The sequence below is a fragment of the Paenibacillus sp. GQ49 genome (assembly GCF_059759055.1).
In genome coordinates this window covers 136,412-149,057 of record NZ_JCAXEL010000011.1, presented here as the reverse complement: position 1 = coordinate 149,057, position 12,646 = coordinate 136,412, and the positions used below count along the sequence as shown (strand labels likewise).

The following is a 12,646-nucleotide window of genomic DNA, read 5'->3' as shown; positions in this document are numbered from 1 at the left end:
TGAACATGCATGCTTGATGGAGGGGAGTAAAAAAAAGTGGATAAATTAGCCGTAGAGACATCAACCGGTAAAAATGCGATCAGTCCCAATGGGAAGAAACCCATCGGACAACGGATTAAAGAATTCATAGTCGATTATCGGAGACAATGGGAGATTCAATCGATGATTATCCCGGGCATTATCTTTATGATTATTTTCTGTTACATCCCGATTTACGGTTTGACAATTGCCTTCAAAAATTACACGGTCATTGATACGCTGGCTACCGCTCCTTGGGTAGGGCTGGATAATTTCAGAATTATTTTATCAGACAAATACTTCTGGGATGCAGTCGTGAATACGTTGGGGATCAGTTTTTTGAAATTAGGTATCGGGTTTGTCATTCCCATCATTCTCGCGATCATGATCTACGAGTTAAACAGCGGACGCTTCAAGAAGTTTGTGCAAACGGTTTCATATTTGCCCCACTTTTTGTCCTGGATTGTACTTGGGGGAATGCTGATCACCTGGTTTTCAACAACGGGCTTATTTAATCAGTTGTTACTTAGCCTGGGAGTGATCTCGCAACCGCAGAACATCTTGCTGGATGCAGGCAAGTATTGGTGGATTGCTACGTTATCGGATATTTGGAAAGAAGCAGGTTGGGGAACGATTCTGTACCTGGCGATCATGGCAAAGATTGACCCAACATACTATGAAGCTGCCAAAATTGATGGTGCAAGTCGTCTCAGACAGATCTGGAATATCACATTGCCTAATATGAGATCCATTATAAGCCTAAATCTGATTTTAACTGTAAGCGGTTTATTAGGATCGAATCTGGATCAGACCTTGGTGCTCATGAACTCCCAGAACCGCGACAAAGCGGAAGTCATCAATTCGTACGTGTACCGTATGGGTATGTCTCAGGGTGACTTTTCATATGCAACGGCCGTTGGCTTGGGTGTCTCCATCATCTCTGTCATTTTACTCGTCACGGCAAACAAAATCACAAGCAAATTAAACGATAATCAATCTGTGTTGTAGAAGGAGGTAGCCCGCGTGAATGGAAAGGTGGCAAAAGAAGATCTCGATAGTCGGATCTTTGATACCTTAAATATGATTTTGCTAATCATCTGTACGGTCGTTATTCTCGTTCCGCTCTGGAATGTCATCATCTCTTCCTTTAGTTCAGGCAAAGCGCTGGCGGAAGGTGGATTCATCTTCTGGTCACCGGAATTCTCGCTGGAGAATTACAGAGCTGTATTCAATGATCAGGGCATCTGGCAGGCCTTCTTCATATCGGTCTCCAAAACAACGATTGGCGTTGTTACACATGTGTTCTTCTGTGCCATGGTTGGTTACGGTCTGAGCAAAAAGTACATAAGAGGCCGTAAATTATACGTTGCCATGGGTGTTATTACAATGTTCTTCTCGGGCGGTATGATCCCGACGTATCTGTTAATCAAATCACTTGGCTTGTTAAACAGCTTCTGGGTGTACATTATCCCGGCGTTATTCAGCTTTTATGATGTCGTGATTCTGATGAATTTCTTCCGGAATGTCCCGGATTCTCTGGAAGAATCGGCCAAGATTGACGGCGCAGGGGATTGGCATATTTTCCTGAAAATATTCATCCCACTCTCCATGCCGGCTATGGCTACAATTGCGCTATTTAATGGGGTGGGGCAATGGAACGACTTCATGACAACCAAGTTATACATTACCGATCAGTCACTGTATCCACTTCAGATGATGTTGTACGAGATTATCGTTCAGTCACAGACACAATCCATGCAAAATGTCGGAGGTTCAGCTGTCATTGAAACAACGACCAAAGGCGTGCAGTTGGCCACCATTGTCATTACAACACTCCCTATCGTGCTGATCTATCCCATCGTTCAGAGATACTTTATCTCGGGAATGATGCTCGGAGCGGTCAAGGAATAGGAGCAACAAATACCCCATTTTGAGGAGGAACAAAAATATGTTGAAGTTGAACAAGGCATCAGGCAAAAAACGGATTAAATTGCTCGCAACACTGCTCACAGCAGTACTTATGATTACAGGTTGCAGCGGTGGGTCGGGGGGCTCCAGTGAAGGGAATTGGGTATCCATTGAAGATCGTTATACGGTTGACCCGGAAAAGCCGGCTTGGCAGTTGGATAAAAAGGAAGAGGCTACTGACCTGACGTGGTACGTCAATGCAGACTGGTGGAACACTGATTTTGGCAAGGATATTGTTACCAAGAAAATCAAAGAGGATCTGAACATCAATATTAAATTTATCACGGGTGACGATACCAAGTTAAACACCTTTTTCGCCGGTGGAGATATGCCTGACTTGCTGACTGTATTTGACTCCAATTCTCCTGTGGTACAAAAAGCTGCAACCTGGGCTATGCCGCTGAACGATCTGGCGGAAAAATATGATCCTTACTTCAATAGAGTTGCGGCTGCCGATACATTGAACTGGTTCCAATTGGCGGATGGTAAAACCTATGGTTACCCGAACTATTCCAATACGCAAGAGGATTATGATAGCGGTAACATTCCTGCTAAAACGGCATTTATCATTCGTAAAGATGTGTACGAAGCTTTGGGTAGTCCGGTCATTGGAACGCCAGAAGAATTCCAGAATGTGATGAAACGAATTAAGCAAGAGTTCCCTGCGCTGATTCCATTCGGCTTTAATGCCGTAGGAGAAGGAACGGGTTCACTCGGAGATACGTTGCAAGACTTCATTGGTGTTCCGCTTGAGAACGAGAATGGAGAATTCTATGATCGCAATCTGGATGAAGATTACCTCACGTGGTTGAAAACATTGAACACCGTTTACAGAGACGGCAATATCAGTGATGACAGTTTTGCCGATGATGGAACCGCTTTTGAAGAAAAAGTGAAGTCCGGTAAATATGCAACCATGCTGCTTGACGGTACACCTCAACAAGGAGGAAACTTGCAAATCTACATGAGTGCGAATCCAGGCAAAGAATATGTTGCTATCGATGGACCGCAGAGTACCGAAGGCAATGCACCAACATTGAATCAATCCGGAATAACCGGGTGGATGATCAATTTCATTTCCAAGGACTGTAAAGATCCGGCCAAGGCCATTCAGATATTCACATACTTGCTGAGTGAAGAAGGACAGACGCTTATGAATTACGGGATCGAGGGGGAAACCTACCAAACCAAAGCCGACGGTAGTGTAGAATTACTGCCAGCAGTGAAAGACCTGCAACTCAATAACGCGGATCAATTCAAAAAAGATTATCGGATGGGTGAATTTATGTTCTTTGGTCATGACCGCCACAAAGCACTCAGTGCAGATGCTTTTCCCGAAGCGATTAAACAGATGCAGGAGTGGGGCAAAGGCAAGTTGAAACCACACTTTATTCTGGAGAATATTAGCCCGGATCAAGGTACACCTGAAGCCCGTGCGTTGTCAGCAATCAATACGAAGTGGAATTCAACACTGGTCAGTATGGTACGTTCCAAGGACGATGCCTCGTATGACAATGCACTGGCTGCTTACAAGTCATTTTTAGGTGAGAACCGTTGGGAAGAGATTGTGAAGGTACGCAGTGAAAAGATGAAATTGAACAAAGAGAAACTAGGCATTCAATAATAAATACAAAGGAGAATCCTATGACTACATTCAAAATGTACAAATCCACGGGTGAAGAAGATTTATTCGTATCTCTATCCCAAGAGCAATTAAAGCCTCTGGATGCTGATAAGGAGACAACGACCATCCTTCTGGATGATCAGCTAACGTATCAGGAGATGGACGGATTTGGTGCTTCTTTTACCGATTCATCGGCCTATTTGATCAACCAAATCTTGAATAATGAGCAACGGGATGAGGTCATGACGCGATTATTCCATCCGGAGAAAGGGATTGGGCTGTCAGTCATCCGTAATCCAATGGGGGCTTCGGACTATGCGAGAACGGTATACAGTTATAACGATATGCCAGAACAGCAGACAGACCCGGAATTAACCCAATTCAGCATTGCACATGATGAAGGGGACGTTATTCCTTTAACGCAAAAGGCGTTGGCATTGAACCCTGAAATGAAACTGTTTGCTTCACCATGGAGTGCACCGGGATGGATGAAAACGAGCGGATCGATGATTACCGGACAGTTGAAGGCGGAATGGTATCCGGTTTATGCACAATATTTTGTGAAATACATTCAAGCCTATGCCAAGCATGGATTACCGATCCATGCCATCACACCACAGAATGAGGCGCTGTATGAACCAGGGCACTATCCTGGTATGCTGATGCCAGCCGAGGCCCAAGCGGATTTTATCAAAAACCATCTTAAACCAGCCTTTGTGCAAAACGATATTCAAACCAAGATTCTCTGTTACGATCACAACTGGGATCAACCGGACTATCCGCTGACCGTGTTGGAACAAGCGGGAGAAGAAGTGGACGGCGTAGCCTGGCATTGGTACGGGGGCGATGCTTCTGCTCAAACGAAGGTTTATGAAGCTTTTGCAGGTAAAGAAGTGCATTTCACTGAAGGTTCAGGTGGAGAGTGGATTCCGCCATTTGAGGAGGCCTTCTCGAATGTGATGCGAACGGGAATTCAGATTCTTCGCAATTATAGCAAGTCCTTTGTACTTTGGAATATGGCACTAGATGAGAATAATGGGCCTACGGTTCCTGGTTTTGGTCGGAGTACGTGTCGTGGTATCGTGCAAGTGAATCAGCAAACAAAGGAACTTACGTATACACTTGATTATTATGCTCTGGCTCATTTCAGTGCTGTGATCCGCCCGAAGGCTGTTCGGATCGAATCAACATCCAGTGATGATGGAATTTGTTCTGTGGCTTTTAAAAATGCCGATGGTTCCGTAGCTTTAGTCCTCTTCAATGATGGGGAGGAGACGGGCAACATACAGGTTAAGCTGCGCGACGATGTATTGATGGAGTTCCAGCTGGAAAGTAAAAGTGTCTTGTCCGTATTAATCACGGATTGATAAATGGATGAGTTATAACCAGGCTTCATCAGAAAAGAAACCAAAAGAAGCGATATCCGGAGTGTACACGGATTCGCTTCTTTTTGGTGACATTTATCTATTCAGAGTTATACTATACGGGCTGAATAGCGAGATGGGGTGTCCCGCTACTCTCATCAACGAACAGTATATATTGGTTGCCAGCTGTCCCTGTTAAGACCAGACCGGGTTGACCTGCAACACCAGGATTGTAATATCTGAATTGTTGCAAAACGGGGAGGGAGACTGGAAGAGTAGGTTGATTGAGTGCCATTAATTGTGTAGCGGCCTTAACGCTATCTCCAGCTTCAATCACTCCGCCTACACCCAAATGATTAACAATTGAGGAGCTGGCGTTGATTTGAAGGCTGCCTGTTATGGTCTGGCTGCCATTGACGTTTAGATCGACACCAACGGTTTGATTACCATTAACCTGCAGATCTTGGTTAATGGTCTGATTACCGGTGACAAGGATGCTATCAAATGTTGGCAAAGATATCATCTCCTATATAGTATTCATATATTCTATGAGGACAAGATCTGGAATGACCCGGGTGGCCACACATTATATGTCTGGGATAAAGCCCTTTTTGCAAAAGAGAGTTGGAGAAAAGCTCAATAGCAGAAACAACGCCACTATTTCGAGCATATTGTAGGCAGAGAATGTTTTCGCATGGGACAGGAGGGTTTGTTATCCGAAAGAAGTCAAGAGCGCAGGTTAAGTCCACGAAAAAGAAACGTTCAGTTCATGATGCGAACCGGTTATTCCTGAGACAGATGAATGTGGTTCTGAACAGGAAACTCAAATCCATGCGTAAACATATGGAAGTACAGCAATTGGAACTGAATCAGCAATGGCTGAAAATGATGCAGGTGGGAAGCATACCTACCCGCGAAGTGCCAAAAGTGATCTATAAGGAGTTAAATGTGCTTCTGATTACTCCTTGTAATGACCGAGAAATGTCATCACATTGCGTCCTGATTGAACAGAGTCTGAAACATCTCGTGAGAAATGTGAATGAGATTAAATATATCGAATCCGTGTCAGCCTGCTTGTCTTCTAATGATGTTGACCTGATTATGGTCATCGGAAGCGAAGAAAACTTGCCGGATGAGAATATTGCAGCATTAAGGACATCCACCGTGAAGAAGGCAATCTGGTTGTCTGCCGATCAACATGGGAATCAAAGCGAAGCCATTCTATCGATTTTTGATCACGTGTTTACACAACATTCAGCCCAAATAAGCGATGATCAGCATCATATGGGAAGCACTATTAGTCATGAACTGTTCATGCCGCCTGATCCACATATATTCTGTCCGCAAGCTGTTCCCCTGGAGTACGAATCGGATGTTTATATCATCGGGGATGCAGAACCGGATGGCATGGTCACCGCTATTGCCAAATCGGGTCTTTTGGATAACAAAAAGGTTCGGGTAGATGGAAAGGGTTGGGCACAGATCGGGGATTTCAATCCTGTTGATACGAATGAAGCTCGTCAGATTTTATATAACGGAAGCAAACTGGTTATTCATAGTGCCGAATCAATCAAAAACGTAATGGAAATTGCCGCATGTGGGACGTTTCAACTCATAGGGCCATCTGTGAATCAGAGCAACGGGATTGACCTTAGTAACTTTCAACAATACAACTCTTGTGAAGAACTCACTCAGAAGTTTGAACATTACTGGCAGAGTGTTGATGCAAGGAGACTGGCCGCTAGCCATGCTCTGGCATACATGAAATATAATCAATCCCATCTACAAAAAACATTGCGACTGCTGGATATCATTTTCATATAAATCATCCCAAAAATCACAGGAGCGTAGGCTGCATCATGTTGCTGCATTGGAGGAGTTCTGATTGAAGGTAATTGCTCTGCATCTGCCCCAATTTCACCGGATTGAGGAGAACGACCGATGGTGGGGGGACGGTTTTACCGAATGGACGAATGTAAAAAAAGCCGCGCCTTTATATTCGGGTCATCATCAGCCTAAACAGCCATTTCAGGGGAGATATTATGACCTTTCCGATCCAGATGTACGAAAGTGGCAAGCGGAAACGGCTAAACAGCATGGCATTTATGGATTTTGTTATTATCATTATTGGTTCAAAGGCAAGCGTTTGCTGGAAAAACCAGTGAATGAAATTTTGGATAGTGAGGAGCCTGATTTTCCTTTTTGCTTGTCCTGGGCCAATGAGACATGGACAAGAAAATGGGATGGGCAAGAATCCGATATTCTCATGGCCCAGAACTATGGGGATCGAGAGGATTGGGAAGAACATTTTAATTATCTGGTAAAAGTATTTAAGGACAAACGATATATTCGAGTGCAAGGTAAGCCATTATTTCTGATCTATCGACCAGCCAGTATTCCGCAATGTGAGGAAATGATTCAGTTTTGGCGTGAATTGGCTTTGAAACATGGCCTGAAAGGGATTCATTTTGTGCAGACCATTGGTGGATTCCCTACATTTAATGGTCAGATCTTTGATGCGAGTATGGAATTTGAACCGCATTATACGTTTGCACATGGACATATGAATGGAATCTGGATCGAAATGAACATCAAGGGACAGCAACATATTGCTGTGAATTACGACAAGGTATGGTCCTCCATTCTCGAACGAACACCACACCGTAACGGAGAAATTGTCTATCCAGGTGCTTTTGTCAATTGGGATAATACACCTCGGAGAGGTGTTGACGGACAGAGTACGCTCGGGGCCACCCCAGAGAAGTTTGGGCTATATCTATCCAGACAGATGGAACGAGCGAGGACGCTGTACAAAAGTGAATATCTTTTTGTTAATGCCTGGAACGAGTGGGCGGAAGGTGCATATCTTGAGCCGGATCAAAACTATGGTTATGCTTATTTGAGAGAACTCAAGAAAGTAACTCAGCATGAATCGAATAGAAACAAGTCTATAGGAGGGAGTTCCGAATGAGGGAACTCTCTCTCTGCTATGATCTTATTTATAAACCATGTTTCGTTGTAAGTACCGTTTGTTGTTTGCGGTACTCCGTTGGAGTTAACCCTGTATGCTTTTTGAACTGTCTGGAGAAATAATACAAATCACTGAAACCGAGATGCTCGGCGATGGTGGTTATTGTGTTCGGGGTGCAGGCCAGCAACTCCTTGGCCTTATCGATTTTTTTGCCAGTAATATAGAGGATCGGAGGAACACCGATCTGCTGCTTGAAGAATCGAATGAAATAATTTGGATGCATATAGGCGATCTGGGCCAGATCCTGAACCGAAATATTCTCTTCGATGTTGGAATCAATATAAGCCAGAATGGTGGACAGTTTCTCCATGACAGGAACGTTAATAAAAGAGATCTGATCCAGATCCAGATTCATTATATAGTGGGACAGTAGCTCGGTTAGTTTGCTCTTGGCCATCATATGGGCATAGACTTCATCGGATTTTGCATATGTAAGGATACTGCTGAAGATTGCTTGAATCAACTCAGGTTGATCTATCGTACAGATGTGTGGGAATTTCAGAATTTGGAACAAATTGATTCCCCCAACCTTCGCGCTAAAGTGACACCAATATTTGAGAAAAGGACGGTCATTAATGGCAGAATAAGACTGTTTGATCCCTTCTGGCATTAAAATAAGCTGATTAGGCGCAGGATAATACTCCTCATCCCCGATTTTGAGCCAACCTTCACCTTCGCATATGAAATAAAACTTGCTGTAATCGGGCGTGTAATCCAGATCCCGCCAATCCGTATCGCACCGATTGTAATTGACCATGAATAATTCGACTTGGAGATTGGACAGGTAGTTCGTAAGCAAAGTTTGGTAATTCATACTTTTCATCTCCATACAAGGTTATTATTGTCCATCTAAAAGTTAGTGTTCTGCATGTCTATCCTTCGGCCGTAGCAATACAATACAACTACAGACAATAACAGAAGGGATGAGAACATCTCATGGACAAAAACGAATATTTGCAACATATTGAAGCAACGATTGAGAGCGGTAAATTCAAGGACAACTGGAGCTCGCTTAGCGCCTTCCAAGTTCCAGAATGGTACCCTAAAGCGAAATTTGGCATATTCATTCACTGGGGGCTATATTCTGTACCGGCCTATGATAGCGAATGGTATTCGCGAAATATGTACATACAAGGCACCAAAGCTTATGAACATCACCTTGCGGTGTATGGACCCCATAAGGAATTTGGATATAAAGACTTCATTCCGATGTTTCGTGCAGAGAAGTTTGATGCAGACGAATGGGCAACGTTATTCAAACAGGCTGGAGCCAGATATGTTATGCCCGTGGCTGAGCACCATGATGGTTTTCAGATGTACAAAAGCTCTATCTCTCACTATAACACATATGAAATGGGCCCCAAACGGGATCTTCTGGGTGAGATGAAGGTTGCATACGAGAAGCAGGGGCTGACCTTATGCGTGTCGTCTCACCGCGCCGAGCACTGGTTCTTCATGTCTCACGGGAAGGAGTTTGATTCAGATATTAAGGAACCACTGGAGCGTGGGGATTTCTATTGGCCTGCCATGCCTGAACCCAAGGATCACTTCGACTTGTATGACTCACCTCCAACTGAGGAGTATCTGGAGGACTGGTTGATTCGCTGCTGTGAACTGGTTGATCAATACCAGCCAAAGGTCTTTTATTTTGATTGGTGGATTCAAACGGTTGCGTTCAAACCCTATCTTAAAAAATTTGCTGCCTATTATTATAACAAAGGCGAAGAATGGGGCGTGCCTGTAGCTATCAATTATAAACATGAGGCCTACATGTTTGGTAGTGCCGTTCCGGATGTGGAGCGGGGACAGTTCGCTGAGCTTAAGCCCTATTTTTGGCAAACGGATACAGCTGTCGCTAAAAACTCATGGTGTTATACGGAAAATAATAACTATAAAACGGCTGAGGAGATCATTCGGGATCTCGTCGATATTGTAAGCAAAAACGGAAATTTACTGCTGAACATTGGGCCCAAAGCAGACGGCAGCATACCGGAAGAAGATCGTGAGATTTTACTGAGCATTGGCAAGTGGCTGGAAGTGAATGGGGAAGCGATCTATGACACGTCATTCTGGCGTACGTTTGGCGAGGGTCCGACAGAGGTGAAGGAAGGGCAATTCACGGATGGGGATACCAAGATATTTACGAGTGAAGATATACGGTTTACGTTAAAAGAAAGCAGTCTGTATGCCACGGTTCTTGCCTATCCAGATAACGGGGTGGTGCAGATTAAATCCCTGAAGGAAAATTCTCATCATTTTCAAGGGGTCATTCAAGATATTCAGGTACTTGGCTATGAAGAACAACCGCAATGGGAGAGAACAGCGGACGCACTGATGATCACAACGACAACCGTGAAAAGTAATGCACCTATTGTTTTCAAAATTAAATTAGACTAATCAACAAAGATAAATTAAATACTGTAAATATAAAAAGGGCGCATCCAGGAGTATTGTACTCATCGGATAGCGCTCTTTTGGTTGGGCTACTACTCATATAATAATCACGAAATTCTTACTTGCTAATATACTGATATCATCAAACCAGTGATGTTCGCCTGTAATGGAACGATTGAGACTCACTAAGGAGGATCTGCAAAAAAGATGAAACCAAAGAAACGCATCAGATATGGTTGGAGCGGATTTAAGAAAAAAAAAGCTGAGGACTGTGACCTTCCCCAAGAGCAGCACAAAGAACACCACCACGAGCACCATCATAACCACCACAATCATCACCACAATAACCACCATCATAAGTGTTTTGACAAAGAAGCCGAATTCCTTCTCAAATTAATTGGTGAGTTGAAAGGAGCAATTGTACAGGTTTTTGCGAATCCCTCGCCTCACAATGTTTCACTGCTGATTGAGGTACTGCGTAAATTACTGGCTCTGGTTCATCATTCGGATTTGAAAAAGGGAACCAAGGCAGACCTCGAAGCGGTCTTGGAGCTTACCATTGTATCTGCAGAGGCCGTTCCATTTTCTCCGATCAGTGTGGGAACCAATTTGCAGCAATTGCTGGATGTGCTTCTATCTGTCATTTTACAGGGGAATATCGATTCGGCTGAGAAAGATCAACTGGTCATTTTGATCCGGGCGACCGAATTGGCTATCACAACAGGGCTTAGAAACGTAGGGAGTCAAGGTCCGGCAGGACCAGCAGGTCCTCAGGGCGTACCTGGTCCACAAGGCCCGGCAGGCGCTGCTGGTTCTCAGGGTGGTGTAGGTCCAGCGGGTACACCGGGAGCTGCTGGTGCTCAGGGACCAGCAGGTACGACAGGTGCTACTGGCGCTACGGGTGCGGCAGGCCCAGCAGGTGGCGCAACAGGAGCCACAGGTGCAACGGGGAGTACAGGAGCTGTTGGGGCAGCGGGCGTTACAGGAGCAACAGGTGATCCTGGCGTAGCAGGAGTCACCGGGGCTACCGGGGCAACGGGTGTGACAGGAGATACGGGTGCAGCCGGAATTGCAGGGGTAACCGGGGCTACCGGCGCAACTGGGATTGCGGGAGTAACTGGCAGCACTGGTGTTACAGGAGCTACGGGTTCTGGCGCCATTATACCGTTTGCTTCTGGCGGACCTGCCATATTGACAACCATTGCTGGTGGACTGGTAGGAACCACAAGTCTCATTGGATTTGGAAGCTCGGCAACCGGAGTCAGCATTCTGGGTGGCACCATTGATTTAACGGGGACGATTGTCGGACCACTCATTAACTTTGCGTTCTCTGTTCCACGGGATGGCGTTATAACTTCCATTGCTGCTTATTTTAGTACAACAGCAGCCTTGGCTTTGGTCGGTTCAACGGTGACCATCACTGCGCAATTATTCAGTTCACCTACTCCTGATAATGCTTTTACTGCGGTTCCAGGGGCGGTCGTTACACTGGCACCTCCACTCACCGGTATTATTGCATTGGGTAGTATCTCCAATGGCATAACAACCGGATTGGCTATACCTGTGACTGCACAGACACGTCTTCTGCTTGTATTCTCCGCAACGGCAACTGGACTTTCTCTTGTGAATACCGTTGTTGGTTATGCAAGTGGCGGCGTGAACATTACATGATGAGATATAAATTTTGAGATGAACGACATGAGAGTTCTCATGTCGTTCTTTTTCTTGATTTGAAATTTTGCGTATCAGGTCTTGGTTATATCGAACTACTACAAACTATTATTCATCAAAAAGATGCATGAATACGAAAAATAAGCTGAAATGTGTAAGCGACATGAGACACATAAAAGCATTAAATAGACTTATTTTCTATATTTTTCAATAAAGTGCTTGTATATATCGAATAATGATTTTATACTATACCAATAAAATCCAATTAAATTCCTAATCGACTATTATATGTAATTAAAATGTTGGACTACTCACTCGAATCACGATCGAAATTCATATCCACCACTCCTTAGCAAGCGTTCTGCTAACGCTCCAGATTACCCTTCCACATGAATGCTTATAGACATTCACTCACATTGCATTATTCAAACACCCAAACTATTCACTCACATGGTCCGATTCATTCAATCTCCTAAACTTCCAAGTAAAAAAACATAGGCTGATCTGTTATCTCTTCTGACTCATATTGTTCCCTAACCAGACCTGTAAAGGAGGTGAGGCTTTATGTGAAATCCA

The 12,646-nt window shown here is 44.3% G+C and carries 10 protein-coding genes; 8 read left to right on the top strand and 2 right to left on the bottom strand.

What is annotated here, in order from left to right; genetic code table 11:
* Positions 1-36 precede the first annotated feature (36 nt).
* The 4 genes from AC6CIF_RS19520 to AC6CIF_RS19505 are packed head-to-tail and all read left to right on the top strand — an operon-like array spanning position 37 to position 4,977.
* Positions 37-1,026: an ABC transporter permease gene (locus AC6CIF_RS19520; protein WP_206099103.1), complete on the top strand. Its 990-nt coding sequence runs from the start codon at positions 37-39 to the stop codon at positions 1,024-1,026.
* 15 nt (positions 1,027-1,041) lie between these two features.
* A complete protein-coding gene (locus AC6CIF_RS19515) occupies positions 1,042-1,929 on the top strand; it encodes a carbohydrate ABC transporter permease (protein WP_076211802.1) in 888 nt (295 codons plus the stop codon).
* 37 nt (positions 1,930-1,966) lie between these two features.
* Positions 1,967-3,610 carry a type 2 periplasmic-binding domain-containing protein gene (locus AC6CIF_RS19510; RefSeq protein WP_498201223.1) on the top strand — a complete coding sequence of 548 codons (1,644 nt, stop codon included), beginning with the start codon at positions 1,967-1,969 and terminating at the stop codon, positions 3,608-3,610.
* A gap of 20 nt (positions 3,611-3,630) precedes the next feature.
* Complete coding sequence (locus AC6CIF_RS19505) at positions 3,631-4,977, top strand: glycoside hydrolase family 30 protein (RefSeq protein WP_498201222.1); 1,347 nt, start codon at positions 3,631-3,633, stop codon at positions 4,975-4,977.
* Between the two features lie 112 nt (positions 4,978-5,089).
* Here the strand turns inward: AC6CIF_RS19505 and AC6CIF_RS19500 are convergent, their stop codons facing one another.
* Positions 5,090-5,497, bottom strand: coding sequence for a hypothetical protein (locus tag AC6CIF_RS19500; protein ID WP_235193806.1), 408 nt, complete (start codon positions 5,495-5,497; stop codon positions 5,090-5,092).
* 308 nt (positions 5,498-5,805) lie between these two features.
* On the opposite strand from AC6CIF_RS19500, the gene AC6CIF_RS19495 reads away from it, so the two are divergent.
* On the top strand, positions 5,806-6,798 hold the full coding sequence (locus AC6CIF_RS19495) for a CgeB family protein (RefSeq protein ID WP_498201221.1): 993 nt from the start codon (positions 5,806-5,808) through the stop codon (positions 6,796-6,798).
* 61 nt (positions 6,799-6,859) lie between these two features.
* Positions 6,860-7,945 (top strand): glycosyltransferase WbsX family protein, encoded by a 1,086-nt coding sequence (locus AC6CIF_RS19490; protein ID WP_498201220.1) that lies wholly within the window; start codon positions 6,860-6,862, stop codon positions 7,943-7,945.
* A gap of 28 nt (positions 7,946-7,973) precedes the next feature.
* Here AC6CIF_RS19490 and AC6CIF_RS19485 read toward each other — a convergent pair whose 3' ends face one another.
* On the bottom strand, positions 7,974-8,819 hold the full coding sequence (locus tag AC6CIF_RS19485) for an AraC family transcriptional regulator (RefSeq protein ID WP_498201219.1): 846 nt from the start codon (positions 8,817-8,819) through the stop codon (positions 7,974-7,976).
* Positions 8,820-8,941: 122 nt separating this feature from the next.
* Between AC6CIF_RS19485 and AC6CIF_RS19480 the strand changes: the two genes are divergently transcribed.
* Positions 8,942-10,402, top strand: coding sequence for an alpha-L-fucosidase (locus AC6CIF_RS19480; protein ID WP_498201218.1), 1,461 nt, complete (start codon positions 8,942-8,944; stop codon positions 10,400-10,402).
* Between the two features lie 204 nt (positions 10,403-10,606).
* Positions 10,607-12,070 (top strand): exosporium glycoprotein BclB-related protein, encoded by a 1,464-nt coding sequence (locus AC6CIF_RS19475; RefSeq protein WP_498201217.1) that lies wholly within the window; start codon positions 10,607-10,609, stop codon positions 12,068-12,070.
* Positions 12,071-12,646: the final 576 nt, after the last annotated feature.

Bases quoted from the DNA above. Each gene is read 5' to 3' on its own strand.
- AC6CIF_RS19505 (WP_498201222.1), top strand. From the start codon at position 3,631: ATGACTACATTCAAAATGTACAAATCCACGGGTGAAGAAGATTTATTC.
- AC6CIF_RS19500 (WP_235193806.1), bottom strand. From the start codon at position 5,497: ATGATATCTTTGCCAACATTTGATAGCATCCTTGTCACCGGTAATCAG.
- AC6CIF_RS19495 (WP_498201221.1), top strand. From the start codon at position 5,806: ATGCGTAAACATATGGAAGTACAGCAATTGGAACTGAATCAGCAATGG.
- AC6CIF_RS19475 (WP_498201217.1), top strand. From the start codon at position 10,607: ATGAAACCAAAGAAACGCATCAGATATGGTTGGAGCGGATTTAAGAAA.
- AC6CIF_RS19480 (WP_498201218.1), top strand. From the start codon at position 8,942: ATGGACAAAAACGAATATTTGCAACATATTGAAGCAACGATTGAGAGC.
- AC6CIF_RS19510 (WP_498201223.1), top strand. From the start codon at position 1,967: ATGTTGAAGTTGAACAAGGCATCAGGCAAAAAACGGATTAAATTGCTC.
- AC6CIF_RS19485 (WP_498201219.1), bottom strand. From the start codon at position 8,819: ATGAATTACCAAACTTTGCTTACGAACTACCTGTCCAATCTCCAAGTC.